Raw genomic sequence first — 26,649 nt, forward strand, 5'->3', positions numbered from 1 at the left:
TAAGAACAATTTGCCCCTCCGCGCGTCACTCTGAATAAGCAACACACATTCGTATCGAAGCAAACAGGCTTTCGACGAAGACAATAGCCAAAACGACCGTTTGAAAACAGGTTAACAGGTTGTTCTGTATTATCGACCTTGAGACCGCCGTGCTCCCTTAAAGTTGACGAACACGATCCCCAAAATGACCAGCGCAATACCGGAAAATTGAATCCCGGACAGGCGTTCCCCGAAAAACAAGGCACCAATTGAAAGACCGAAGATCGGAACAAGAAAGCTGAACACAATCGCCCGGTTCAGTTCAACTGCCTCCAGCACGGAAAACCAGAGCCAATACACCAGCGCTGAGCCGAACAGGGCCAGCCCCAAAAGCGATGCCGTGAAGACCGCGTTCCATTGAATGGCGTTTTGATCTTCCTGCGCGAGGGCTGCCAACCCAAGTGGCACGCTGCCGATGAGCAACTGTAGCCCCATTGCGAAAAGCCCGTCCACTGTGCCAGCGATGGACTTGATCGCCACGTTGCTGATGGTCACCCCAACCGCGGCCAATACGATATAGGCGAAGCCGATGGCCGACCCCTCTTGCCCTCCATCAAGCAATTGCGGCAGCGCGATCACGAGGATTCCCATGAATCCGATCAGTAGACCGACCCAACCGACCTTCGGCAGCCTTTCGCCAAGCCATGCAACACCCAGTATTGCGGCCAGCAGCGGCTGCGCGTTCGCGATGACCGTGGCGAGGCCCGGAGACACGAATTCTGCTGCATGAAACATGCCCAGAAATCCCAAACTTGTCGCACCAATCCCGACGATCCCCAAGGTCAACCACGTGCGCCAACCGCGCGGGAATGGTCTACGCAAAATCATGGCCAGCCCCACTAGAGTTGCTCCGGCCAGAACTGCGCGCATTGTCGCAAAAGTCAGATGCGGCGAGTATTGCAGCCCTGCCGTGATCAAAGGAAAGCACGCCGCCCACAGGAACATGGCCAAAACGATTTTGGTTATGACAGTCGGCGACATCGAGATTTCCTTTCCAAGTCAGAAGTGGCAGGAATTGGAGAAATTTTCCGATGTGCCAACTCAGGGGCGAAGTAAGAAGACGCTGCGGCAGCCGAAACCTTACGCATTCCTGAGCATACGCGTGTTGGACCTGGTTCCAAAGGACCGCGCCTGTGCATACCCAACAGCAAAACCACCAACAATCAGGTCACCCGAAGCACCCGGAAAAAGTGTAACGTTCTCGATGGTTCGGCGTCATACTTTTCAGAGGTGTAACATGAATCACGACCCGAATGATCGGTTATCCACAGCAGATCAGCCAAACACAGCCGCCAAGGATGCGGACATCGCTGTCCGTCGCTCGCTGTTGGAAGGTCGGCAGCATATCCTGAATTTCCTGCGTCGGCGGCTGGGAGATCCGGAGGCAGCCGAGGATGTCCTGCAAACGTTCATGCTGCGAGCCATTGACCGCTCCGAGCAACTTCGCGATGTGCGCGCCGTTCGTGGCTGGCTCGGCAAGATTCTGGCGTCGTCCATCGCCGACTACGGTCGCAAGGTTTCGCGAAGGCGCCAAAGGGAGGTGGTCATGGCCCCAACCGACCTGGACAGCGTCCAAAACGGGTTCGACGAAGAACTCGACGAGGCGATATGCAATTGTCTGTACAAGCTGTTGCCGACGCTCAGACCGGAATATGCCGATGTCATCTGGCGCGTCGATCTTCAGGAGCAGCCGCGCGAGGCTGTCGCCAAAGACCTTGGCATCACCTTGAACAACCTCACGGTCCGCCTTCACCGGGGTCGGCAGGCGTTGAAGACAAGGTTGGAACAGATGTGCCTGACCTGCCCGGTTCATGGCTTTCTCGATTGCGATTGCGACGCAGCGGAAAAGGCCCGCGCTCGTTTTCAAGCGATGAAGGACGACGCCGGAGCGAAAACGACGGACTGAGCCCCGATGCGCTGGCCCTCGCTCACCGGCGTGTCTGCAATTCACGGATCGCGTTCTATGGTCCGCAAGCGAGGACACGCCGATCAGTTTTCCAAGGGTTCTGCCTGCGGACGCCTGTGCACCGCGGGCACCGTGTCGGCAGGGCGCTGCGCTGTAATGAACCGTGTTGTCTTTCGTCTGTTTAATCAGAAAGCGGCGGTTGACGCCACCTGCCGACAAAAAACAAGACGGAGCAAGCGATCATGTCCAATTGCGAAACCTCTCCCGACGAACGCTTTGAACAAGAAGGTAGCCGGATTGAAACCGGACGTCTCGCACCGGGACGGGCGGCCATGTGGTTGCTCGCCGAATCGCTGCGACGCCTCGTTCAAAACGGACGCCTCACCATCTACGATCCCTGCGGCCAGACGTGGCATTTCGGCCCCGGCGGCGAACCCGCCGTTTCCGTCCGTTTGACCGAAAAGGTGCTGCCTGTGCAACTTCTGGTGAACCCCAGCATTGCGCTTGGCGAGGCTTATATGGACGGGACGCTGCGCATTGAAACTGGCAGCCTGCGCGACCTCCTCTCGATCTGCATGACCGACATAGATACTATCGACGCATTGCCTGGCAGACGATTGACCCGCTGGCTGGACGCATTCCTGAGCCGCAGGCTGCATCATAATCCGATCAGCCGGTCTCACGCGAACGTGGCGCATCACTACGACATCTCGACCGAACTCTACGACCTTTTTCTCGATGCGGATCGACAATACTCCTGCGCCTACTTCCCGACCGGGACCGAAACGTTGGACGAGGCCCAGGCCTTCAAGAAAAAGCACATCGCAGCAAAGCTGTTGATGCGACCCGGTCTGGAGGTTCTCGACATCGGCTCGGGCTGGGGCGGGCTGGCGATGGAGCTTGCTGAGCAACACGAGGCGCGCGTGACCGGGCTCAGCCTCTCGGCCGAACAGATTGCCGCTGCCCGCGAACGTGCCCAGCAAACCGGCCTGTTTGATCGGGTGGCCTTCGAACGGCGCGATTACCGCGAAGAGCACGGGCTATACGATCGCGTCTTGTCCGTAGGTATGTTCGAGCATGTTGGCCGCACCGGCTTTGATGCCTTTTTCGGCACTCTGCAGCGGGTTCTGAAGCCTGATGGTGTTGCGCTGCTACATGCGATCGGCAGGATGGCGCCCAAAGGCGGGAGCGATCCATGGATCCGAAAATACATCTTCCCAGGTGGCTATCTGCCCACGCTGTCCGAAACCATCGCGGCAGCAGAGCGTGCGGGAATGTGGGTCACGGATGTGGAGGTCCTGCGGTTGCATTATGCCGAGACTCTGCGCCACTGGTCCGAACGATTTGCCCAGGAACGCGAAACAGCGCGCATGCTTTACGACGAGCGGTTCTGCCGTATGTGGGAATTCTATCTGGCTGTCTGCGAAATGGCGTTCCGGAATGGGCGGTTGATGGTCTTCCAGATCCAGCTTGCCAAGCGCCGTGATGCGGTTCCGCTGACCCGTGACTATATCGCCAAGGTCAAGGCAGGCGAATCCGCCTGGGATATTTCGACCGGCACAGAATTCACGAGAGCGGGATGACTGACATGAGACCTATCAGAGTTGCCGTAAACGGATACGGCGTGATCGGCAAACGTGTGGCAGACGCAGTGGTCGCACAAGAGGACATGGACCTCGTTGGCGTGGCGGATGTCACCTCCGACTGGCGCGCCCGCATGGCGCGCGCGAAGGGTTTCGCGCTTTATGCCGCCGACCCGGATCGCACCCCGGCCATGCGAGAGGCCGGCCTTGACGTGGCCGGAGGGCTCGACGACCTGCTTGCTACCGCAGACATCGTGGTGGACAGCACGCCCAAGAAAGTGGCTGTGCGCAATGTGGAAACCTATCGCGAAAGAGGCATCCGGTTCATCGTTCATGGCGGCGAAAAACACGAGGTGACCGGCCATTCCTTTGTTGCCGAAGCGAACTATGCAAGCGCGCTTGGCCGCGACAGCACCCGCGTGGTGTCCTGCAACACGACGTCGATCGTCCGCACCCTCACAGCGCTGAACGTTGCAGGGCTTCTTGGCTCAGCGCGCGGAACGCTCCTGCGGCGCGCCACCGACCCGTGGGAAAGCCATCTGGGTGGAATCATGAACACGGTTGTGCCCGAACCCGATATTCCCAGCCATCAGGGCCCGGATGCACAAAGCGTCGATCCCGATCTCGACGTGATCACGATGGCCGTGAAGGTGCCGCAGACCCTTGCCCATCTGCATTATTGGTCGGTCAGGATGCCGCGCAAGGCGTCCAAAGACGAGGTACTGGAAGCGTTCCGCGCCTCCTCCCGCATCGCGTTGATCCGGATGGCGGACGGGCTGGGCGCACTTAACGCGGTCAAGGAGATGATGGCCGATTTCGGGCGTCCCAACGACAGCCTCTATGAGGTGGCTCTGTGGGAGGACATGCTCAAGGTCGAGGGCGACGAATTGTTCTATGCCTACATGGTCGACAACCAGGCCATCGTGATCCCCGAAACCATCGACGCGATCCGTGCCCTGACGGAAGCCGAGCGAGACGGATCGGCGTCGATTGCGCGTACGAACGCGGCGCTTGGGGTCGGGACATTTGCGGCGACCTGACAGCCCCCTAGCAACAGGTTCCAAACCCATACGGGCAGAGACCCGATCAGCCCGCCGACATGCCCCCGTCGATGGGATACTGCGCTCCCGTGATGAAGGCGGACTCGTCGGAGGCGAGGAACAGGACCAGATTGGCGATTTCTATGCTTTCACCATAGCGACCCAGCGGAATCGTGCCGGCAAGCTGTTGCTTCACTTCGTCGCCGTGGCCGGGATTGAACCCTTCCTCCAGCGACCGCATCATCCGCGTGTTGACCGGCGAGGGATGCACCGAGTTGACACGCACGTTGTGGCCTGCGACCTCTATCGCGGCGGCGCGCGTCAAACCGACAACGGCATGTTTCGACGTGATATAGGGCGCGACGTTCGGGCTGCCCTTGAGGCCCGCGATCGACGACATGTTGATCACGCTACCCGATTGCTGCCCAGTCATCACGGGCAAGACATGCTGCAACCCAAGGAACGCGCCGCGCACATTGACCGCCATCACGCGGTCGAAATCCTCGATCTTCTGATCGACCAGCGGCGCGACCATGCCTTCGACTCCGGCGTTGTTGAAGAACACGTCGATGCGCCCAAACGTCTCGACGGTCTGCGCGACGTATCTTTTGCAATCTTCGACCGATGAGACGTCGCCGGCGATTGTCAGCAGGTCGTCCGGATTGCCCAGATCCCGCGCAGCATCCGACAGGTCGTCAACGTGGAGGTCCACAAGCGCGACCTTGGCCCCCTCACTCAAGAAAAGCTGGGCGGTTTCCAGACCGATGCCTGCCGCACCGCCGGTAATCAAAGCGACTTTATCTTCCAGACGTTTCATGGATCGTCCTCCTTGGTTTCATGTGTTTGCGATCATCGTCCCTGCGCGATCTTCCAGCATGGCCAGCGCATCTTCCAGCCGACCCACGCAGGCGAAACGGTCGCGATCGGATACGAAAGTCGCGGCGGCGGCCACCTTCGGCGCCATCGAGCCGTCGGGCAAGTCCAGGCGGACCGCGTCCTCCGGTGACAAATGCCTTATAGCCGATTGCGCGTCGGTTCCGAAATCGCGGAACACGGCCTCGACGTCAGTCAGCAGCAACAGCGCGTCGGCGTTCAGCTTGTGTGCCAGAAGCGCCGTCGCGTGATCCTTGTCGATCACCGCCTCGACCCCGATCAGCGAACCGTCGGCACGCCGGACGACCGGAATGCCGCCGCCGCCTGCGCAGATCAGCGTCACGTCTTGGTCGAGCAGCAGTTCCAGTACCTTCAGGTCGGGAATGCCACTCGGCATCGGCGACGGCACTACGCGGCGCCAATGCGCGCCATCCGCGGCAATGCTCCACCCCCGCGCCTGCGCGAGCCGTTCGGCTTCCGCCTTGTCATAGACCGGGCCGATGAACTTGGTGGGTTTGGCGAAGGCCGGGTCCTTGGGATCGACCTCGATCTGGGTCAGCAGGGTCGCGACCGGGCGGTCATGGCCCAGGGCGTTTTCAAGCGCCTGCTCGATCATGTAACCGATCATGCCATCGGTTTCCGCCCCCAGCACATCCAGCGGGAACACTTCATCGGGTTTGTAGGCCGCACCCTGCAATGCAAGCAGGCCGATTTGCGGCCCGTTGCCATGGGTGACGACCAGCCGGTGCCCGGCCTCGATGATCTGCGCCAATGCTTTGGCCGCCGTGGCCACGTTCGCGCGCTGGTTCTGTGCCGTCAACGGCTCGCCCCGCTGCAACAGCGCATTTCCCCCAAGGGCCGCAACAACCAGCATAGGCTAATTGCCCAGAGTGGCGACGAGCACCGCCTTAATCGTGTGCAGCCGGTTCTCGGCCTGATCGAACACGATGGAGGCCGGGCTTTCAAACACCTCTTCGGTGACTTCCATCGCCGTGATGCCGAATTTCTCTTCGATATCGGCGCCGACTTCGGTCTCGGCATTGTGGAAGGCGGGCAGGCAGTGCATGAACTTGGCCCTCGGATTGCCGGTTTTGGCCATCACATCGGAATTCACCTGATAGGGCGTCAGCAGCTCGATCCGTTCCGCCCATTTTTCCTTGGGCTCACCCATCGACACCCAGACATCGGTATAGACGAAATCGACGTCTTTCATCGCGGCGTCCACATCCTCGGTGATCGTGATCCGCGCGCCGGTCTGCACGGCGACGTCATCGGCCTCATCGCGGATCGCCTGACCCGGCCACAGGCTTTCGGGCGCGCACAGGCGCACATCCATGCCCATTTTGGCCCCGCCGATCAGCAGGCTATCGCCCATGTTGTTGCCCGCATCGCCCATGAAGCAATAGGCGATCTCGCGCAGCGGCTTGTCGGAATGTTCCTGCATGGTCAGGAAATCGGCAAGGATCTGCGTCGGGTGGAATTCGTCCGTCAGCCCGTTATAGACGGGCACGCCAGCGTATTGCGCCAGCGTCTCGACGATAGGGTGACCAAATCCGCGATATTCGATCGCGTCATAGACCCGGCCTAACACGCGCGCGGTGTCCTTGACGGTTTCCTTCTTGCCCAGATGCGACCCCGAGGGGCCAAGATAGGTCACATGCGCGCCCTGATCGTGGGCCGCCACCTCAAAGCCGACGCGGGTGCGGGTGCTGTCCTTTTCAAAGATCAGGGCGATTTCCTTGCCGGTCAGGCGCGGAACTTCGGTGCCGGCGTATTTCGCCGCCTTCAGGTCGGCGGAGAGTTTCAGCAAGAAGCTGATTTCCTGCGGCGTGAAGTCGCGCAGGGCCAGGAAATGGCGGTTTCTCAGATTGTAGGACATGGGATTTCCTTGTCGTCGGTGGTTCAGATTGCGTCGCGGATCGTCGGGCAACTCATGCAGTGGCTACCCCCCCTGCCCCGGCCCAGTTCGGCACCGGGGATGGCCAGCACCTCGATCCCGGCCTCCTTCAGCGCGGCGTTGGTGTCGTCGTTGCGGTCATAGCCGATGACGACGCCGGGGCGCAGCGCCAGCACGTTGTTGCCATCATTCCACTGTTCGCGCGATTGCTCCGCGGCGTCGGCCCCGCCGGTGGGCACTAGATGCAGTTTCTTGTGGCCCAGAATTTCAGCGGTGATCTCGAATATGTGGCGCGCATCCCGGCGGATATCGAGCGCGGCCTTGCCCTGACCAGGGCGCAGGTCATAGCAGGTGATCGCATCCGCCACCTCCTTGAAAGTGGTCACCACATCGCCCCCGCAATGGGTGAAAACGGTGTCCAGATGCATCGCCGCGCGCGAACTGGGCATCTGGCAGGCGATCACCCGCGTCACGTCGCCACCCTCGAACAGCGCCTCGGCCAGTTGGCCCACCGCCTGCGGGGTCGATCGTTCGCCCATGCCGACCATGACGACACCGTGCCCGATGGGCATGATGTCGCCGCCTTCCAGCGTGGCCGTCCCGAATTCCCGCGTCGGATCGCCGAACCAGACCCGCACTCGATCCGCGAATGTCGGATAAAACCGGTAGACTGCTGCCATCAGCAGCGTTTCGGGCCGCCGTGCCGCGAAATGCATCGGGTTCAGGCTCACGCCGCCATAAACCCAGGCTGAATTGTCCCGCGTGAAAATGAAATTTGGCAGCGGCGGCAGCACAAAACCGTGCGGGCCAAGGTAGCTGCCGAACATGCCGGAGGGCGTGAAGGGCAGATCGTCCACCCGGATGCCGCCGACCAGCAAACGGGCCAGTTCCGTGCCGGGCAGACCCTCCATCCAGGCACGCAAGTCGTCCCGCATCCCCACGCCGACGTCATTGCGGGTGATGCGGTGGTCGAGAACCCAGGCGCGCGCGTCGGAAATGTCCAGCGTCTCGCCCAGCAGCGCCATCGCATCCAACACCTCGACCCCTTCGCCGCGCATGATTTCGGCAAAGACGGCGTGATCCTTGATCGCCTGTTTGACCCAGAACACATCGTCGAACAGCAGGTCTTCGCGGTTGTCCGGTGTCAGACGGCGATGCGCCAGGCCGGGTGGCGATACGATCACCTGCCGCAATGTGCCGGCTTCGGAATGGACGCCCAATTTCGGTTCAGACATCTGGAATGCCTCCTTCTTTCTAATCAGAGAATGGCGGCCAGGCTGATCCCGGCCGAGATGAAGACGACGAGGATCAGCAGCAGGGGCCAGACGAAGACGACCCAGCGGTCGAACGACACGTGTCCGATGGCCAGACCGCCGATCACAACCGCAGAGGTGGGCGTGATCAGATTCACGAGCCCGCTCGCCGATTGATAGGCCGTCACCACGAGGTCACGGCCGACCCCCGCGAAATCCCCCAACGGGGCAAGGATCGGCATCGACAGGACGGCCAGGCCGGACGACGACGGCACGAGAAAGCTCATCCCGATCTCGATCCAAAGCATCAGGTTGATGAACGCGACTTCCGGCAGGCCGCCGAGGGTATCGGCGGCACTGTTCAGGATCGTGTCTGCGATCAGACCCTGCTCCATGATGACGACGATGCCGCGCGCCAGACCGATCACCAACGCCACCCCCAACAGATCCTTGGCACCATCCACAAAGGACGACGTCAGCTTCTTTTCACCCATCCGCGCAACCAGTCCGACGACAATGGCCATCCCAAAGAACAGCGCGCCCATCCGGGCCATCCACCATCCCTGGCTCGAGACACCCCAAATCATTACCGCAAAGGTCGCAAAAAACAGGATCAGGACCAGCTTCTGAGTTCCGCTCAGCTTCGGCTCCTCAAACGTTGCATCCGTCTCGTTCAGAAAAAACTGCCGGTCGCTGTCGCGTTGCGCGGCGACGACGGACCGAGCCGGGTCGGCTTTGACCTTTGATGCGTAGCGCATCACATAAGCCACGCAAATCGCGAGGCCGCCCAGCAGAAGGGCCAGCCGCAGCGCGATACCATCCGTGAACGGGATGCCCGCCGCGTTCGACGCGATTACCGTGGCGAAGGGGTTGATTGTCGATCCCAGCGTGCCGATCCCGGCACCGATCAGGATGATCGCCACGCCGGTCACGGAATCGTACCCCGCCGCGATCACCACCGGGATCAGAAGCGCGTAAAAGGCCAGCGTTTCCTCGGCCATGCCATAGGTCGTGCCGCCCAGGGCAAAGAGTGACATCAGGATCGGGATCATCCAGATCTCGCGCCCCTTCAGCCGCACCATCGCCGTCTGGATGCCGGTGTCGATGGCATTCGTGGCATTCACCACGCCCAGAAAGCCGCCCAAAAGCAGTACGAACAGCGCCACGTCGATGGCATTTGCGGCATAGCTGTCGGGATCATAAAACCCCGCCACCGGTGCCAGCATGACGTCGATGACCCCCTGTGGATTGGGCTCGACCGTTTGATACGTACCCGGTACGGCGATCTCGCGCCCGACCTCTTCGTTCATGGCGCGGTCATATTGGCCCGCAGGGATAATCCAGGTCAGCGCCGCGACAACAATGATGAGCCCGAACAGGATGGAATAGGCGGTGGGAAACCGCGCCGCCATGCCCTGCCCGTCCGGTGTCTTGGTTGATGATGTGTCAGACATCTCAAGTCCCCTTCTTCAATGTGATTTCTGCGAGTGTCCAGCGTGAAGCGGCACCTGGCCTGCCTGCGCATCGCCCTGACCGCCGCCGCTGGCGGACCCACTCTTGCCCGCACCAATACCTTCCAGCCGCGTTCGTTTCAGCAGCAGCGCGTTGACCGCCACCAGCGCGGAGCTGCCCGACATGGCAAGTGCTGCCACGGCGGGGCTGATGATCAACGGATAAAACACCCCTGCCGCCATCGGAAAGGCGACCACGTTGTAAGCCACGGCCCAGAACAGGTTCTGGTGCATCTTGCGCAAGGTGGCGCGCGACAGCTCGATGGCCCCCACGACATCGTAGGGATCGCTTTTCATCAGCACGACATCGGCGCTTTCCATCGCCACGTCGGTGCCCGCACCGATGGCAAATCCGACATCGGCCTGGGTCAACGCGGGTGCGTCGTTGACACCGTCCCCGACCATGCCGACCTTCTTACCCTGGGCCTGAAGCTCTTTGACCTTCTCGGCCTTTTGGCCCGGAAGAACATCTGCCAGCACAATGTCGATGCCCAGCTCGCCCGCGATCCGCCTTGCGGTACCTTCGTTGTCGCCGGTCAGCATCGCCACCTTGACGCCGCGTGCGCGCAGCTTGGCCACGGTGGCCTTGGCGCTCGGACGCGGTGCATCGGCAATAGCAATCAGGCCCAGCATCCGTCCGCCCTGCGCCACATGCACAACCGTGCGGCCCTCGCCCTTCAGGCGCTCGGCCTCCGCCGTCAGGGTGCCGACGTCGATACCCTCCTCGTCCATAAGGCGCCGATTGCCGACCAGCACGGTCTTGCCTGCGACTTCGGCGCGTGCGCCGCGGCCTTCGAGGTTGAGAAACTCGGCCATCTGCGGGACGTCGAGGTCCGCCGCGCGTTCGACAATGGCGAGCGCCAGCGGGTGGTCCGAGCCGCGATCGACGGCCGCCGCAGCCCGCAGCGCGTCGTCCTCCGCGCCGTTTTCGGCGGCAACGACCTCGACCACGCGCGGTTCGCCCATCGTCAACGTGCCGGTCTTGTCGAAGATGATCACGTCAAGCTTGGTCGCGTCTTCCAGCGCACCGGCATTCTTGAACAGGATACCGTGCTGCGCCCCTAACCCTGTGCCCACCATCACCGCCATCGGCGTAGCAAGCCCAAGCGCGTCCGGGCAGGCGATGACGAAGACGGTGATAGTCAGCGTCAGCGCGAACAAAAGCGGAGAGCCGATCCACCAGAACCAGACCGCGAAGGTTGCAAGTCCGATCACGACGGCGATCAGCACCAGCCATTGTGAGGCTTTGTCGGCCAGAAGCTGGGCGGGTGCCTTGGAGTTCTGCGCCTCCTGCACCAGCTTGACGATCTGCGCCAGCGCGGTGTCGGCCCCGACCTTGGTGGCGCGGTACCGGAAACTGCCGCTCTTGTTGATGGTGGCGCCGATCACGGTGTCGCCGACGGCCTTGTTGACCGGCATGGACTCGCCTGTCAGCATGGATTCGTCGACCAGCGACGCGCCTTCGACAACCTCGCCATCTACCGGGATCTTGTTGCCGGGCCGGATCAGCACGATCTCGCCCTCAAGGACTTCGGAGGTAGGCACCTCGACGTCTTGCCCATCGCGGATAACGGTCGCCATCGGCGGTGCAAGATCGAGCAGTGCGCGGATTGCAGCAGACGCCCCGGCCCGCGCGCGCATCTCCAGCCAGTGACCCAACAGGATGAACACCAGCAGCACCGCCACCGCCTCGTAGAATTGCACGCCCGGAAAGAAGAAGGTAGACCCGACGCTGAACACATAACCGGTGCCAACCGACAGCACGACCAGCACCGCCATGTTCAAGATGCCGTTGCGCAAGGCGCGCCAGGCGGCGACGAAGAACGGCCAGCTCGGCCAAATTATCGCGGCACTACCCAAGAAGAACAGCCACAGATCCAGTTCCAGACCGAAGGGCGGCGCGGGTGGCGTGAACAGGCCACCCATTGGCGAATAAGTGAAGATCGGGATGGTGAACAGCAGCGCCACCCAGAAGCGATTGCGCATGTCGCGGACCATGCTGGCCATGTCCATGCCACCGCCGTGGCCCATCTCGTGCGCCATCGCGTCGTGGCCAGCCGGGGCCTCCGCGCCAGACATTTGATGGTCGGCGTGGCAGACATGGTTCGGAACCCGCTCCCCGGCGCAGTGGAATCCGCAGGCCTCAACGGTGTTGCGCAGCTCTTCCTCGCCCACTGCCGTCTCATCGTAGTGGACTGTCACGCTTGCCGATGCCGGGTTCGCTTCGGCGCTGTGCACGCCGCCGAGAGCTGACAAATGGCGTTCGACCGCGAGATGATCGAGTTCATCGAACAGCCCGCGGACCTCAAGGGTCAATGACTTCATGTTGGCTCCTGTCCACTTTCCTTGCGATCGAGAACGACCGTTTGGTGAATAGACGTTGCCGGTCTCCAAACCTTACAGTTCCATCCGAAAGGCATTGATTTGCATGAAAGCCACTGGCGATTCCTCAACTCGGCAATTCGAATACTTTGCCGACGGGGCGCGCCAAGTCTCCGCAGAGGCCTCGTGCTCAGGGAGGTAATCGCGACTGAGCTGCGCCCGCGACCGTCCCATCGCAATGGGTGGTCAGCGGCGCCGATAGGACTCCCATAATGAGCCGGTTGCTTTTCAACGCCCAGTTTGTGCCTTAGGTTTGCACTTTGGGCCGTCCCAAAAAAATATGTCGGAGAAAGAATTCCATGTGCTTGTCCGCGCAAGTCAGCTTTGCCGCCAGCGTTTTTCTTGTTGGCGGCGGCACGGCCATTTCAATTGTGGCGTGGCGGCGAAACAAACGGTATCTTCCGCTTGCCCTGATGCCGCTTTTTGCCGGACTGCAACAGTTTACCGAGGGTTTTGTCTGGGTCGGCATGAACGGAAACGATCCCCTGACGGTCTTATGGGGAGCTATGGGGTACATTTTTTTCACCTGGTTCATGTGGCCGATCTGGGTGCCATACTCGGTCTACGTTCTGGAACCGGACGACAGCCCTCGGAAGCGGTTGTTCCGCCTCATGGCGTTGATCGGACTGGCCTTCGGTCTATTGCTTTACATCCCGCACGGGCTGAACAGCAGCATGGTCGTGGTCGAGATCAACAACCAGTCGCTGGCCTATGAAAAATCAATTTGGCTTGATTACATGATGCCACGCTGGCTGACCAATACGATCTATGTGACCCTTATCACCCTGCCGCCAGCGCTGTCGCATTACAAACATGTGCGCCATTTCGCCCTGACGCTGGTGGCGGTGATCGTGATCGATATCGCCCTTCTGCAGTTTGCCTACATTTCGTTTTTCTGCCTGCTGGCGGGGCTCGCAACGCTGCATCTGGTGTACATCATTTTGACCAACAAATGCGCCCGTGAATGCCCTGAATTGTTCGCCTGATTCCGTCGCCTAGCTTTGCTTGTCGCAGTAGGGGATCGCTTCGGCGCTAGACTGGGCAGTAGCAATCATCGGGATCCTCCAGGCAGCAGGCTCCACAATGGTATTGGATCGCCTCGCGCAGAGCAGCGCGCGCCCTGTGCAGCCGAACGCCAAGGGCATTGCGGTTCAACCCCATATCGGCGGCCACGATTTTCCGATCCTCTTCACCGAAATCGATCCGCCGGATCAATTTGGCATCAACGGTACGAAGCTCGGTAAGCAGCCTGCTCGGACAAGTGCAGGGCCGCGCCATCTGCACCGGCGCATCGGCAACCAACTGATGTGGGTCTCGTGCGACAGCTACGGCCAAGCGGCTGCGCCGAGTGGCTTTGCGAAAATGATCGTTCATGGTGGACCGGAGGATCGCGTATAGCCATGCATCCATGCGTTCCACGTCGCGAAGCTGATCCTTGCGAGTCAGCACCCGAATGCAGAACTCTTGGAAAACGTCCTCGGAATCCGCGCGGTTGCCGAGCCGTTTCGCGAGGAAGCCGAGAAACGCTTTTCGGCCTTCGACCAGTGCGTTCTCGGTCGCTGTTCCACTGTATTGTTCTTCCACATTGCTGTTCATTCGAGTTCCTCCTTTTCTTGGCTCCACTTAATCACACGACGGTATTTGGCCTCTGGTCGGCTGCGCTTCCGAAGTGACTGAAGGAGTAAAAAATCAGAGCCAGTCCTGTCACGATCATCGGCGCGGAAAGCACTTGACCCATCGTCAGCCCCCATTCGCCGAAATGAAGCGCGTGACCGATCGGATTCTTGGCGGTCACGAACTGCATGTCCGGCTGCCGGAACAGTTCCACGAAGCTTCTGGCAAGGCCGTACCCAGTAAGGAAAACCCCGGTCAGAGCACCGGGAGCCTTCAGCCAGCCGCGGCGCCAGGCGAGATAGAGCAGGAGTGTTCCGAGCAGCAGCCCTTCCAGAAGCGCCTCGTATAGCTGCGAAGGGTGTCGGGCGCAGAGCCCGGTGATGCCGTCACAGACTTGCGCCGCCTCGCCCGGAAAGATTATCGCCCAAGGAACGTCCGTAGGCCGCCCCCAAAGCTCGTTGTTGGTGAAATTCGCCAGCCGTCCCAGAAACAGCCCCGGCGGAGTTGCCAGCGCAAGCAGGTCTGCGGTGCTGAGCAGGGATCTTTTCTGACGAAGACAGAATATCAGCGCCGCAATCCCTACACCCGCAAAACCGCCGTGGAACGACATGCCGCCCTGCCACACCTTGAGGATTTCCAGCGGGTTGGCCAGGTAATAGCCGGGCTGATAAAACAGCACGAAACCCAGGCGCCCACCCACGATCACGCCCAGTATGATCCATGTCAGAAGGTTCTCGATCTGCTCGCGATCAAGTGGCGGACCGGACGGGGGCCAGAGTGCCGGGCGGTTGACGGCGGCCAAACAGATGCGCCATCCGATGAGGATTCCGACGATATAGGCCAGCGCGTACCAGCGCAGCGCGAATGTGAAACTGCCGATTTCGGTCGAGAACAGATCGGTTCCGATGTCCGGAAATGGTATCGCTGCGGTCAACATTGAGGGAGTCCCTGTTCTTTGCTTTGGAACCGAAAACCGAAATTCCCCTGGCGCTCAATCCATGGTGCTAGTTTCAGAAGATGGTGTGCGTCATGATCAGTCATGGCGTAATCTACATCTTTGCCAGTCCCTGACGCCGATGAAGACGAGCGGGGTCAGGGTCAGAGCGCCCAGTCCGATTGCAGCCCAGGCAGCACGGGAGGTGTCTCCGCTGACGGCTTCGTTGCCGAAATGCGCGAGTACGAAACTGGCAGGAATAATTCCGGCTAACGTGGCCAGTCCGAAGCGCCAGAAATGCAGTCGGCTGAGCCCCGCTGCATAGCTGACGATATCGAACGAAACGAACGGTAACAGCCGACTGATAAAAACCGTGAATGTCAGCGCGTTCTGAGAGCCAAGCCAGCCAGCATCGACCTTATCGCCAAACCATTGCCGCAATACGTCCCGACCCAAAAACCGGGCGAGAACGAAGGCTGCAAGAGCGCCGAATTCGGCACCGAGAACGATGTAAACTGTTCCGACGGTGTGGCCGTAGGCCGCGCCTGCAGCCAGTGCGATGGGTGCACTTGGGATCGGCGTGGCCACGATCGCTATCGTCATCAGTCCGACGACTAAAATTGGCCCCCAGATACCTGCAGCCATGACCCAAGCAGAGATCCTGTCGCCGTTCAGGCGGGTCAGGGTGTCGGGCAGCGGTCCGAACGCAAGGACCAGCAAGGCCGCCGCGAATGCCAGCGCGATGGCGGTCTTGACGGTTGGTGTGAGCGTATTGTTACGGTTCATCTGCGCCTCATGTCAGGTCAAGGGCATCGAGAGAGACTTCAGGCCGCGTCCAAAGCGGCCCGGAGCAAATCGCGGACTTGATCGGCGACTTCGTGCAACTCGGCGTTCTCTACCGCTTGCATCGACGCCACAGGGTCAATGGCGCTGATCTCGGTGCCTCCGTCCACCTGGCGCAAAATCACGTTGCAGGGCAGCATCGCGCCGATGCGCGGCTCGATTTCGATGGCCTTGTGGGCCATGCCCGGATTGCAGGCACCAAGAATGCGATAGGGCGGCATCTCCACACCCAGTTTCTCGTGCATGGTCGCCTTCACGTCGATCTCGGTCAGCACACCGAAGCCCTTTTCTGCCAATGCGTCGCGAACAAGCATTTCGGCGTCGTCCACCGCGACATCTTTCAAAACGCGATCATAGGTGTAGGCCATTTCGATTTTCTCCCTTTCGGTTTTTCTGTAGTTGCTGGTCATTGCCTGGATTTGGCAAATCCGGCTGCGGTCTGACGTTGGCGTCAGGATGTCTTGCGGATCCGACGCTTGGGAAGGCGGCGCCAGTCAAAACTGGCGCCGAACCTCTCAATTGTCGTTCATCATCTCTCCGTCGCCCATGACCTGGCCATTGCCGGGCTGACCCTGCGACTGCGCCATGTTCGACCGCATCATCTGCATCCGTTCCATCATTTCGGCAGGCGCCACCATCTCTTCCGCCGTCACCGCGCCGTCACCGTCGGCATCGAGGTGTTGGAATCGGTCCACCATCATCTCGCGGATCATCGCGCTGTGAAGCGTTTCGAACTCTGCAATCGAGAGGGAGCCGTCGCCATCGCTGTCATGTTCGGCAAGCTTGGCCTGCAGCTGCGTGCGCATCTCTTCAGGAGTGACCTTGCCGTCGCCATCAGCGTCCAGCATCTTCGTCATGCCTCCGCCCATCGGGCCCATACCGCCCATCATGCCGCCGCCCATCATGTTGCCATGCATGCGCTGCATCATATCCGTCATTCCATCCATGCCCTCCATCATGCCCATCATGCCGGGGGCACCTCCTTGCGCGGCACCGGGTCCGGATTTTCCGCCGTGTCCGTGGTGGGACTCCGCGAATGCTGCACCGCCAAGGACGGTTGCAGTGAGGGTCATTGCAGCGAGTAGAGTATTGCGTTTCATTTAGGTCACCTCGTGTCAGTGTTGCGATACAGAACATATGGCAAATATCTCTCGCTACGGAATGCCGACAACCCAGTCGTTTTGTATCGGCAGGTCACAATCGCGGTGCCTGTTACAATTCGTGACAAATATCTTGGGAAGAACACGCGGCATTCATCTAAAGGAAGGGTCATGAACGAACCGCCACACATTCTTGTCGTCGATGACCACCGCGAAATCCGCGATGCCGTTGGAATGCCCCCACTGAAGTTCTCTAATCGCATTGGTCAAGTTCTTTGATTGTTGCCTTAGCGTGCGCCGGGTTCATGGTTCTCTCCGCGGTCGACCTCGACGGATCGCCGCATGTTGGCGTCGGATGGTCGGATCGACCTAAGTGGTCCTCGCACTTGCTTCATTTTGCAGTGCATTCAGAGGGACGGTCTGATCCGCGCCATACGTCCCGGCGGGGACGCGTCCGCTGGCTTAGTCGTGCAACTTATCCCTAATCATGCTGCCGACTGTGTCCAACGGAATGGCGTATCGGTTTTCCACATTGCGTGAAGAACCACGGCAAGTTTTCGTGCGACCGCAATGCGCGCCTTTTTGAAGCCGGACACTTTCGCCAATTTCATGCCCCAGATCTTCAGAGGCGAAGATCGCAGGTTGCGCGTCAGCAAGGTTGTTGCCGCCTCATAGAGGTGCTTTCGGACCATCTTGTCACCCTGCTTCGAGATGCGTCCATTTCTGCTGGTTTCACCGGATTCGTATCGTCTTGGCGTCAGCCCGAGATATGCGCCCGCACTTGATGACCTTTTGAAGCGTGATGCGTCATCGAATGCCGACACAACCGACAGCGCGGTGATGATTCCCACACCGGGTGCGGTCATAAACAGCTGGGCGGTCGGGTTCGCTCTGGCAATCGCCGCAAGCCGTGTGTCCAGAGCCTTGATCTGATCGCAGACGGACGCTCTGGCGTTCATCAAGGTTTCCGCAATAATCTGCATTTCTGGCGACGCTTCCAATTCACCACAAATAATCTCACGGGCGCGCCCTGCGAAGCCGCCCACGCGCTTGCCAAACAGAACTCCAAAAGTCCGAAGAAGGCCACGGAGTTCGTTCTCGATCTTGACCCGGATGCGCACCAGCGTCTCACGCGCCGTAAGCAACGAACGGACCTGATAGCAGTCATGGCTTTTGATCCGCACTTGTTTGAACCAACCGACGCGCATGATCTGAGCCAAACCGGCCGCGTCGTTTCGATCCGTTTTTACCGGCCGCATCTTCAAAGCCGCATTGGCGTGGCGCGCATCGATACACAGGACCGGCAGTCCACGTGCTGCCAACGCATTCCACAGCCATACAGCAAGAGGGCCTGTCTCAAGGCCAACACGCGACAGGTTAGGTGCTTTGTCTCTCAAAAAGCTTGTAATCGCGTCCGGACACGTCGCGATCGTCGTCTCTGCAATAATGGCACCCTCGTCATCAACAACGCAGATGGCCGTCGTCTCCTGCGAGACATCCAGGGCGGCAAAGCATGGCATGACAGTTCTCCTTTTCATCTGAGCCTTGGCCAATCGGTTTTCATTTGATCAGTTTGAAGCAGGGGCCCTTGGTCGAAAAGAAGCGCCACCTACGATTACGCTAAGTGGTCCACCTTTTGGGATAGAAATATCCCGTTTTCAGGAGGACGACGAGATGGCTGGTAAGCGAGAGAAGCCCGAGGATATCGTGCTGAAGCTGCGACAGGTTGAAGTGCTGCAAGGGCAAGGCAAATCCGTTCAGGAGGCCGTGCGGCAGATCGGTGTGACGGTTCAGACCTACTATCGGTGGCGCAAGGAGTATGGCGGCATGAGCCGCGATCAACTCAAACGGCTGAAAGAGCTGGAGGCTGAGAATACCCGGCTCAGACGTGCCGTGTCGGATCTGACGCTGGACAAGATGATCTTGGCCGAGGCTGCACGGGGAAACTTCTAAGCCCTTCTCGCCGCAGGCAGTGCATTGATCATGTGCGGCAAACCCTAAACGTATCGGAGCGCAGGGTTTGCCACACATTGGGTCAGCATCGCTCAACGCAGCGCAAGGTGCCCTGTGGTCTGCCGGACGAAGCACGGCTGACCGCGGACATCACCGCGTTGGCCGAAGAGTTCGGCCGCTATGGGTATCGCATGATCACCGGACTGCTGAACAACAGCGGCTGGCACGTGAACCATAAAAGGGTCGAACGGATCTGGCGGCGGGAAGGGCTTAAAGTCCCACAAAAGCAGCCTAAGAAAGGTCGGCTTTGGCTGAATGATGGCTCCTGCGTTCGGCTCCGACCCGAGCGTCCGAACCATGTTTGGTCCTATGACTTTGTCCAGGACCGGACCCACGACGGCCGGGTCTTCCGCACGCTGAATATCATCGATGAGTTCACGAAGGAGGCGCTGGTGATCCGGGTTAAACGCAGGCTCAATTCAACGGATGTGGTCGATGCTTTGACGGATCTGTTCATCCTACGCGGTCCGCCGGAATACATAAGGTCGGACAATGGCGCAGAATTTATCGCCAAGAAGGTGCGTGCCTGGATCGGTGCTGTGGGCGCAAAAACCGCATTCATCACACCCGGCTCACCGTGGGAGAACGGATACTGCGAGAGCTTCAACGCCCGTTTCCGGGATGAGCTGCTCAACGGCGAAGTCTTCACCACGTTACGCGAGGCCCAGATCCTGATCGAACGCTGGCGGCGTCACTACAATACGGTCAGGCCTCACAGCGCTCTGGGATACCGGCCACCAGCGCCCAAAAGCAACGTCCCGATAGACCAACGACCGACCATGCACTAACATTCAAACTGGACCACCGGATGGGGGCACTCCACTGCCATGGCGCCGATTTGGAAGGACAGCCGGATTGGCGGTCGGCCGGACCAGATGGCGTCCTGCCTGCACCGCCGCATGACGAAACCGGTCATACCTGGCATCATCCCGATGGCGTGCTGTTTGACTACACCAAGCTGGGCGGCAAGGCCGCTCTTGCCCTCCAAGGGGTCGAGTTCGAAAGCGGCATGCCCGGGTTCGGCGACCAGCTGTCGGACGCCGAAATCTGGAACATCATCGCTTACATCCAATCAACGTGGCCGGAACGTCAGCGCGCTATTCAAGCCGAACGAAGTGCTGACCAGCGACAGCAGGAAGGCAACTGAACCGCGTCCGAGAAAGGCGCTGAATATCTTTGGGTCGAGGAAAAGTTGGACTGGTTGTCGAGCGAAGGTATGGCGCAATCGAGTTACCGCCCATCCACGGACACATCCATTTGGTCGAGTGCGCTTAATCGACTTGGCACGACAGGACGCTGGGTACGTGATCCGGCAAGTTTTGCACCAGTAATTGCAGTCCCAAGGGTTATTCAGGTCGCGGCTGGCGCCGATACATCGTATCCGGCGTTTTGGATCGCTTCCGACACCGCCCTGACGCTGAGAAAACTCTCGACCGAAACGGTATGCGTGCTCAAGTCGCACGAAACGGTCGCAGTTGGGTCAATAGACCTAATCGCCTTGTCAATTGTTGCGGTGCAATGCCCGCAACTCATTCCCGGAACTATGAAGCTGCTCATATACGTCTCCTTCTCTCTTATCTTCAGGTGGGCGCTTCCAGCGGAGGAAGGTCAAGGGCAAAAAAAATACTTTGAAAAGCTTGACCTTCCAGTTAGTGGAAGCCCTAGATATCTTACCCAGAGACGAAGGAGACGCTCATGCCAATCACACAAGACCTGCGGGTCTCTGTCCAGAACATGTCCTGCGCATCATGTGTCGGTCGGGTCGAGCGCGCGCTCTCGGCGCTGCCCGGGGTCGAAGAGGTCAATGTGAACCTTGCGGCCGAAACTGCGCAGGTCCGAATCGACTCGGAAACCCGGATACCGGAGCTGATCGACGCGCTGGATCGGGCCGGCTATCCCGTCCGGACGCAGACTATTCGCCTGAACGTCTCGTCCATGTCCTGCGCGTCCTGCGTCGGCCGTGTCGATAAGGCGCTGGCGGCAGTGCCTGGCGTTCTGGAGGTCAACGTCAATCTCGCCTCCGAGACCGCAACCGTGACTTATGTCGAGGGCGCGATGAAGATCTCCGATCTACTTAAAGCTGCCACAGACGCCGGCTACCCTGCTCAACCGGCGGACAGTGTCTTGCCCGAGGAGCACAGCGCCCGCAAGGCAGGCGAAGCGCGTGATCTGGCCCGTAAGACCGCCTTCGCGGCAACATTGGCGCTGCCGGTTTTCCTGCTCGAGATGGGTGCACACCTGGTGCCGGGGATGCACGAGATGATCGGCCGCACCATCGGTCACCAGACAAGTTGGATGATCCAGTTCGTACTGACGACAGTTGTGCTGTTCTGGCCCGGACGCCACTTTTACGCCAAGGGCTTCCCCGCGCTTCTGAAGGGCGCGCCCGACATGAACAGCCTCGTCGCCGTTGGCACCGGCGCAGCCTATCTCTATTCTCTTGCCGCGCTCTTTGCGCCTGCGCTACTGCCCGTGGCGTCCCGTGCCGTTTATTTCGAGGCAGCGGCAGTCATCGTCGTGCTGATCCTTCTGGGCCGCTGGATGGAGGCGCGCGCCAAGGGCCGCACCGGTGCCGCGATCCAGAAGCTTCTTGGCCTTCAGGCCCGCACCGCGCGGGTTCTGGTGGACGGGGAGCCGCAAGACGTCGCCATCGAACGGATCGGCACCGGCGACATCCTCGTTGTGCGTCCCGGCGAACGCATTGCGGTGGATGGGGAGGTCACGCAAGGCAGCGCCCATGTCGACGAGAGCATGATCACCGGAGAGCCGGTTCCCGTCTCCAAGTCCGAGGGCGATCCGGTCACCGGCGGCACCGTCAACGGCACCGGCAGCTTCCAGTTCCGCGCCACACGTGTCGGCGCCGACACGACGCTCGCGCAAATCATTCGCATGGTGGAGCAGGCGCAAGGCGCCAAGTTGCCGATCCAGGGCCTGGTGGACCGGATCACGCTGTGGTTCGTGCCGGCGGTCATGGCACTGGCCGCGTTGACCGTTCTGGTCTGGCTGCTGGTCGGCCCCTCGCCCTCCCTGTCCTACGCGCTTGTGGCCGGGGTCTCGGTTCTCATCATAGCCTGCCCCTGCGCCATGGGACTGGCCACGCCGACCTCGATCATGGTCGGTACTGGGCGCGCAGCCGAGATGGGCGTGCTTTTCCGCAAGGGCGACGCGCTGCAACAACTGACGTCGGTGAATGTTATCGCGCTCGACAAAACCGGCACCGTCACCCAAGGGCGCCCCGAACTGACCGATATGGTCCTGGCCGACAGGGTCGACCGGGCCGACATCCTGGCACTGGTGGCGGCGGTCGAGACGCAGTCCGAGCATCCCATCGCCGAAGCCATCGTGCGCGCGGCCCAGGCCGAGAACGCGGCACGTCACGACGTCGAGAGCTTCGAATCCATCACGGGCTACGGCGTTCGGGCCAAGGTTGCCGGCCACGAGGTGCTTGTCGGTGCAGATCGCCTGATGGTCCGCGAAGGACTGAGCATCGGGTCGCTGGCCGAGGCGGAGGGCCGCTTGGCCGTGCTGGGCCGCACGGCATTGTTTGCCGCGGTGGATGGCAGGGTTGCAGCGGTCATCGGCGTGTCCGATCCGGTCAAACCCGCCAGCGCGGCCGCCATTGGCGCGCTGCACCGCCTCGGGCTGGAGGTCGCTATGATCACCGGCGACAAGCGCGAGACAGCCGATGCCATCGCACGCGAAACCGGCATCGACCACGTGATCGCCGGCGTTCTGCCCGATGGAAAGGTGGCCGCACTAAACGAGCTTCGCCAAGGGGGCCGACGGATCGCCTTCGTCGGCGACGGCATTAACGACGCCCCCGCGCTGGCACATGCGGATGTCGGTATCGCCATCGGCACGGGAACCGATGTGGCCATCGAATCCGCCGATGTGGTGCTGATGTCGGGCGATCTGCGCGGCGTGGTCAACGCCTTTGAAGTATCAGGCCGCACGATGCGCAACATCCGTCAGAACCTGTTCTGGGCGTTCGGCTACAACGTCGCGCTGATCCCGGTGGCTGCGGGTGTGCTCTACCCCACGTTCGGCTTGTTGCTCTCGCCAGTCCTGGCTGCCGGAGCCATGGCACTGAGTTCGGTCTTCGTGCTGACCAACGCCCTTCGGCTACGCAGGGTCCGTCCCATCATGGAAGAAGCCAGAGCGCGCGGTGGTGAAGAGGCCGCTTTACTATCCCCTAACCCTGTCGCCGCTGAATAAGGAGAACCTGATCATGAATATTGGAGATGTCGCCGCCCTTTCTGGCCTCCCAGCCAAGACGATCCGATACTACGAGGATGTCGGGCTTGTGAAGCCTCTTCGCAGCACGAACGGCTATCGCACATTCCGTGAAAGCGATGCGCACAAGCTCGCGTTTCTCGGCCGTTCCCGGGCGCTCGGCTTCAGCATTGAAGACTGCCGCAACCTTCTTGCTCTGTACGAGGACGAAAAACGCGCCAGCGCCGAAGTCAAGGATATCGCCGAGCAGCATCTTGAACGGATCGACGACAAGATTGCGGAGCTGAAGGAAATGCGCGCGACGCTAGCACATCTAGTGGACGCCTGTGCCGGGGATCACCGCCCGGATTGCCCAATCCTCGCCGATTTGGCAACGAAACACCGCGGCGAAGAGCAACTCAAGAATACTGCGTTGTAGGGTGCGAGCGTTTGGCTTGGGCGATCCTCTTTGCGATTGTGCTCTTCGGTTTGAGCGGACTTGTGCATGTCCGTGCGATGAGTTTCGTCATGACGGCCACCAAACGCACTCCATTCACACAATTAAGCCGCCTCTTATTTGCCCTCTATACACTCGCGACCGCCCACATAGGTGAAGCCGGGCTTTACGCACTGGGTTTCAGTTTCGGCGAGTTCTTAGGTATTGGCGGTTTCGCTCAAGACAACGTCGATTCACTCATGGATGTTTTCTACTTTTCCATCGTCAATTACTCCTCTCTGGGGCTTGGCGATATTTATCCCACGGGTCATTTGCGCTTTCTTGCCGGCATCGAGGCCCTGAATGGCTTTCTCCTCATCAGCTGCTCGGCCTCTACAATCTTCCTCGTGGTCACGAGAAAGATGGATTAGGAGCGCCACAAAACCTCATCCCAAAAGAGTTGGAACCCTCCATCGCTGGAAGGTTGTTGATGTTCTGAACGGGGATGGAACAAGCGAAAGGAGCACGTCATGTCATATTGGAGATTTGCCGCCATGATCGCGACCTCGACGGTCGTGATGTTCGGGCTGATGTATCTCAACACCTATCTTCTGACCCATGTTTTCTGGTCCGAAACCCGAGCCTATATGGCGCTGTTGATGGGTGCGACGATGGCGATCATCATGTTGGCGTTCATGCTTTCAATGTATTCGAGCAAGACCGTAAATGCCGCTATTTTCAGCGGTGCCATCGTCGTGTTCGCCGCCTCGCTCTGGCTCGTACGAAGCCAGGTCACGGTGGGCGATACCAGCTACATGCGCGCGATGATCCCACACCATTCGATCGCGATCATGACATCGAGCCGCGCCGATATCTCGGATCCGCGCGTGCGCAAGCTCGCGGACGAGATCATCTATGCGCAAGATAAGGAAATCGCGGAGATGCGCTATCTGATCAACGATATCGATGCATCCGGCGACACATCCGAGACTGCAAGTGTCGAGAGCCCCCGTATTGTGAGCTTGGATCAAGCCCTGTCAACAGCAAACGTCGCAGTGCTCGACCCCGGCTTCCTGACGAAGGAGGATATCGCGCAGCTTCTGCCGAATGGCGCGGCGTGCACATTCAACTATACAACCGGCAGTCCGGCCTCACTGGCATTGGGTGAGATCGATGGCGCAGCCGTCGGGCTCGTCAAGCTGAGCGGCGATCTCGTACGGGTCGAACAGAATGCAGTCGGCGAATTGGGCACAGAAGGCCTGTCGATCCGCCTTGGCGTTCCCCAAGACGGTGCTGCGCTCGAAACCGCAGGTACCGAACCGGTCGATGCGACTCTGACGATCGAGCTCGATGCCGGTCTGACCGCCGGATTCCGGGGATTCTACAGTTGCGGGGCATGACATGAAGCACCATTCAAGCACACAAGCGCAGTCGGCGACGCTGTACCGCATGGTCATGCCGGGCCACCTCTGCCCCTACGGTCTGAAGTCCAAAGACTTGCTGGAGAGGCAAGGGTATGAGGTCGAGGATCACCCTTTGACCACGCGTGAGGAAACCGACGCGTTCATGGAAGAGCACGGCGTCGAAACCACACCGCAAACCTGGATCGGGGACGAGCGGATCGGCGGATATGACGACCTTCGGGTCCATTTCGGCATCGATGCGCCCGAAGACGAACGGTCGGACACATCCTACCAGCCGGTGATCGCGATCTTTGCCGTCGCGTTCCTGATGGCGCTCGGTTTGTCGTGGTACAGCTTCGAGACCATTTTCACCCTGCGCGGGCTGGAATGGTTCATTTCGATCTCGATGTGCTTTCTGGCGGTACAAAAACTTCAGGATGTCGAGAGCTTCTCGACCATGTTCCTGAACTACGACCTGCTGGCGCGTCGGTGGGTGCGTTATGGCAAGATCTATCCGTTCGGAGAGGCGTTCGCAGGTATTCTCATGGTCGCCGGGGCGCTGACCTGGCTTTCGGCACCGGTGGCCTTGTTCATCGGCACTGTTGGCGCGGTATCGGTTTTCAAAGCGGTCTATATCGACAAGCGTGAATTGAAGTGCGCCTGTGTCGGTGGTGACAGCAATGTTCCGCTTGGCTTTGTCTCGCTCACGGAAAATCTGATGATGATGGTCATGGGGATTTGGATGCCGATCAGAGTCTATCTGATCGGCTGAAAGGCGGATGCCGTTTTCACATCCCTCAGACTCGTTCTCCCGGCAGGTGCGCAGATCAGGCATCACTGCAAAAAAAGGTCAAGCTGAATGGACCAGATAATCGAAGCATTCACGACCGGGGCGGCATGCTCTGGAAGGCGCTCTGGGCGCTGATCTTCGGGTATATCATCTCCGCAGGCATCCAGATTTTCGTGACACGGGATCAGATGGCGCGTGTTCTTGGCGATCGCGGCGCCAGGAAGGCAGGCATTGTCGGCTTCTTTGGTTTTGTGTCGTCGTCCTGTTCCTTCGCGGCTCTTGCCGCGTCGCGTTCGATTCTGGTGAAGGGTGCGCATCCGGTCAATTCGATCGCCTTCCTGATTTCATCGACAAATCTGGTGATCGAGCTTGGAATCGTCCTTCTGGTCCTGCTGGGCTGGAAATTCATGGTGGCGAATTTCCTGCTCGGCGTCCTGATGACGATCTACGCCTATGCCCTCACCCTGATATGGTTTCCAAGGGCGCTTGTCGAAAGCGCAAAAGAGCATGCGGCGAAGGCTCAGTCCGACGAGGGTATGGACATGGACCAGACCATGGGGGGATCGTTCCGCGACAGGCTGCTGTCGCGCGAACGATGGGACCGGATCGCCCGCGCTTTCTTCATGGAATGGAAGATGGTCTGGAAGGAGATCCTCTTCGGCTTCACGGTCGCGGGTTTCATTTCCGTCTTTGTGCGCAGAGCTTCTGGAACGCGGTCTTCCTGGTCGGAGATGGCGGTGCGCAGGACGCGCCGGGCTTCCTGATCGTTCTAGAGAACGCGCTGGTGGCACCGATCGTGGCCTTCTTCACCTTCATCGGG

25 protein-coding genes and 1 pseudogene are annotated in these 26,649 nt (G+C 60.0%); 12 read left to right on the forward strand and 14 right to left on the reverse strand.

Features of this window, described 5'->3' with window-relative positions; all coding sequences use genetic code 11:
• Positions 1-129: 129 nt before the first annotated feature.
• Positions 130-1,020, reverse strand: coding sequence for a DMT family transporter (locus P1U48_RS13165; protein ID WP_301069526.1), 891 nt, complete (start codon positions 1,018-1,020; stop codon positions 130-132).
• Here P1U48_RS13165 and P1U48_RS13170 point away from each other — a divergent pair.
• The 3 genes from P1U48_RS13170 (at position 1,004) to P1U48_RS13180 (ending at position 4,568) form a co-directional block, all read left to right on the forward strand.
• A complete protein-coding gene (locus P1U48_RS13170) occupies positions 1,004-1,945 on the forward strand; it encodes a sigma-70 family RNA polymerase sigma factor (protein WP_301069527.1) in 942 nt (313 codons plus the stop codon). The genes P1U48_RS13165 and P1U48_RS13170 overlap by 17 nt on opposite strands.
• A 242-nt stretch (positions 1,946-2,187) precedes the next feature.
• Positions 2,188-3,528, forward strand: a complete 1,341-nt coding sequence (locus P1U48_RS13175) for a cyclopropane-fatty-acyl-phospholipid synthase family protein (RefSeq protein ID WP_301069528.1) — start codon at positions 2,188-2,190, stop codon at positions 3,526-3,528.
• Between the two features lie 5 nt (positions 3,529-3,533).
• Positions 3,534-4,568: a type II glyceraldehyde-3-phosphate dehydrogenase gene (locus P1U48_RS13180; RefSeq protein WP_301069530.1), complete on the forward strand. Its 1,035-nt coding sequence runs from the start codon at positions 3,534-3,536 to the stop codon at positions 4,566-4,568.
• Between the two features lie 46 nt (positions 4,569-4,614).
• Here P1U48_RS13180 and P1U48_RS13185 read toward each other — a convergent pair whose 3' ends face one another.
• Genes P1U48_RS13185 through P1U48_RS13210 form a run of 6 tightly spaced genes read right to left on the reverse strand, consistent with a single transcriptional unit; the run spans position 4,615 to position 12,427 of the window.
• Positions 4,615-5,385 carry an SDR family oxidoreductase gene (locus P1U48_RS13185; RefSeq protein ID WP_301069532.1) on the reverse strand — a complete coding sequence of 257 codons (771 nt, stop codon included), beginning with the start codon at positions 5,383-5,385 and terminating at the stop codon, positions 4,615-4,617.
• Between the two features lie 18 nt (positions 5,386-5,403).
• Complete coding sequence (gene arcC, locus P1U48_RS13190) at positions 5,404-6,315, reverse strand: carbamate kinase (RefSeq protein WP_301069533.1); 912 nt, start codon at positions 6,313-6,315, stop codon at positions 5,404-5,406.
• Between the two features lie 3 nt (positions 6,316-6,318).
• Positions 6,319-7,320: an ornithine carbamoyltransferase gene (argF, locus tag P1U48_RS13195; RefSeq protein ID WP_301069534.1), complete on the reverse strand. Its 1,002-nt coding sequence runs from the start codon at positions 7,318-7,320 to the stop codon at positions 6,319-6,321.
• Positions 7,321-7,343: 23 nt separating this feature from the next.
• Positions 7,344-8,573, reverse strand: a complete 1,230-nt coding sequence (locus P1U48_RS13200; RefSeq protein WP_301069535.1) for an arginine deiminase — start codon at positions 8,571-8,573, stop codon at positions 7,344-7,346.
• Between the two features lie 23 nt (positions 8,574-8,596).
• Positions 8,597-10,045: a YfcC family protein gene (locus P1U48_RS13205; RefSeq protein ID WP_301069537.1), complete on the reverse strand. Its 1,449-nt coding sequence runs from the start codon at positions 10,043-10,045 to the stop codon at positions 8,597-8,599.
• 15 nt (positions 10,046-10,060) lie between these two features.
• On the reverse strand, positions 10,061-12,427 hold the full coding sequence (locus tag P1U48_RS13210; RefSeq protein WP_301069538.1) for a heavy metal translocating P-type ATPase: 2,367 nt from the start codon (positions 12,425-12,427) through the stop codon (positions 10,061-10,063).
• A gap of 356 nt (positions 12,428-12,783) precedes the next feature.
• Between P1U48_RS13210 and P1U48_RS13215 the strand changes: the two genes are divergently transcribed.
• Positions 12,784-13,470 (forward strand): DUF6629 family protein, encoded by a 687-nt coding sequence (locus P1U48_RS13215; protein ID WP_301069539.1) that lies wholly within the window; start codon positions 12,784-12,786, stop codon positions 13,468-13,470.
• A gap of 46 nt (positions 13,471-13,516) precedes the next feature.
• Here the strand turns inward: P1U48_RS13215 and P1U48_RS13220 are convergent, their stop codons facing one another.
• The 6 genes from P1U48_RS13220 to P1U48_RS13245 form a co-directional block, all read right to left on the reverse strand.
• The gene (locus P1U48_RS13220) at positions 13,517-14,080 is read right to left on the reverse strand and encodes an RNA polymerase sigma factor (protein WP_009820180.1); all 564 of its coding nucleotides are present in this window, start codon (positions 14,078-14,080) and stop codon (positions 13,517-13,519) included.
• 31 nt (positions 14,081-14,111) lie between these two features.
• A complete protein-coding gene (gene lgt / locus P1U48_RS13225; protein WP_301069540.1) occupies positions 14,112-15,035 on the reverse strand; it encodes a prolipoprotein diacylglyceryl transferase in 924 nt (307 codons plus the stop codon).
• A 96-nt stretch (positions 15,036-15,131) separates the two neighbouring features.
• Positions 15,132-15,818 carry a VTT domain-containing protein gene (locus P1U48_RS13230; protein ID WP_009820182.1) on the reverse strand — a complete coding sequence of 229 codons (687 nt, stop codon included), beginning with the start codon at positions 15,816-15,818 and terminating at the stop codon, positions 15,132-15,134.
• A gap of 38 nt (positions 15,819-15,856) precedes the next feature.
• A complete protein-coding gene (locus P1U48_RS13235) occupies positions 15,857-16,243 on the reverse strand; it encodes a DUF302 domain-containing protein (RefSeq protein ID WP_301069580.1) in 387 nt (128 codons plus the stop codon).
• A 147-nt stretch (positions 16,244-16,390) separates the two neighbouring features.
• Positions 16,391-16,975 carry an EF-hand domain-containing protein gene (locus P1U48_RS13240; protein ID WP_301069541.1) on the reverse strand — a complete coding sequence of 195 codons (585 nt, stop codon included), beginning with the start codon at positions 16,973-16,975 and terminating at the stop codon, positions 16,391-16,393.
• Positions 16,976-17,460: 485 nt separating this feature from the next.
• Positions 17,461-18,495, reverse strand: coding sequence for an IS110 family transposase (locus P1U48_RS13245; protein WP_301069543.1), 1,035 nt, complete (start codon positions 18,493-18,495; stop codon positions 17,461-17,463).
• 154 nt (positions 18,496-18,649) lie between these two features.
• Between P1U48_RS13245 and P1U48_RS13250 the strand changes: the two genes are divergently transcribed.
• Positions 18,650-19,776, forward strand: a protein-coding gene (locus P1U48_RS13250) for an IS3 family transposase (protein WP_301069544.1) whose coding sequence is annotated in 2 segments (ribosomal slippage) — positions 18,650-18,914 and positions 18,914-19,776 — 1,128 coding nt in all. Because the reading frame shifts where the segments join, the coding sequence is not laid out codon by codon here.
• 35 nt (positions 19,777-19,811) lie between these two features.
• Positions 19,812-20,135, forward strand: a pseudogene (locus tag P1U48_RS13255) (cytochrome c); the annotation flags it as partial.
• A 203-nt stretch (positions 20,136-20,338) separates the two neighbouring features.
• Here the strand turns inward: P1U48_RS13255 and P1U48_RS13260 are convergent.
• Entirely contained in the window at positions 20,339-20,545 is a 207-nt protein-coding gene (locus P1U48_RS13260) for a cation transporter (protein WP_301069545.1), read from the reverse strand.
• Between the two features lie 138 nt (positions 20,546-20,683).
• Here P1U48_RS13260 and P1U48_RS13265 point away from each other — a divergent pair, with 138 nt between their 5' ends.
• From P1U48_RS13265 to P1U48_RS13290, 6 genes are all read left to right on the forward strand, one after another.
• A complete protein-coding gene (locus P1U48_RS13265; protein ID WP_301069546.1) occupies positions 20,684-23,203 on the forward strand; it encodes a heavy metal translocating P-type ATPase in 2,520 nt (839 codons plus the stop codon).
• 13 nt (positions 23,204-23,216) lie between these two features.
• Positions 23,217-23,639, forward strand: coding sequence for a Cu(I)-responsive transcriptional regulator (gene cueR / locus P1U48_RS13270; protein ID WP_114276286.1), 423 nt, complete (start codon positions 23,217-23,219; stop codon positions 23,637-23,639).
• A gap of 11 nt (positions 23,640-23,650) precedes the next feature.
• On the forward strand, positions 23,651-24,067 hold the full coding sequence (locus P1U48_RS13275; protein ID WP_301069547.1) for an ion channel: 417 nt from the start codon (positions 23,651-23,653) through the stop codon (positions 24,065-24,067).
• Positions 24,068-24,166: 99 nt separating this feature from the next.
• Complete coding sequence (locus tag P1U48_RS13280; protein WP_301069548.1) at positions 24,167-25,036, forward strand: DUF305 domain-containing protein; 870 nt, start codon at positions 24,167-24,169, stop codon at positions 25,034-25,036.
• A 1-nt stretch (position 25,037) separates the two neighbouring features.
• Positions 25,038-25,811: a glutaredoxin gene (locus tag P1U48_RS13285; RefSeq protein WP_301069549.1), complete on the forward strand. Its 774-nt coding sequence runs from the start codon at positions 25,038-25,040 to the stop codon at positions 25,809-25,811.
• Positions 25,812-25,936: 125 nt separating this feature from the next.
• Positions 25,937-26,593: a permease gene (locus tag P1U48_RS13290; protein WP_301069550.1), complete on the forward strand. Its 657-nt coding sequence runs from the start codon at positions 25,937-25,939 to the stop codon at positions 26,591-26,593.
• Positions 26,594-26,649 lie beyond the last annotated feature (56 nt).

Source organism: Pseudooceanicola sp. (assembly GCF_029213205.1).
GTDB lineage: Bacteria > Pseudomonadota > Alphaproteobacteria > Rhodobacterales > Rhodobacteraceae > Pseudooceanicola.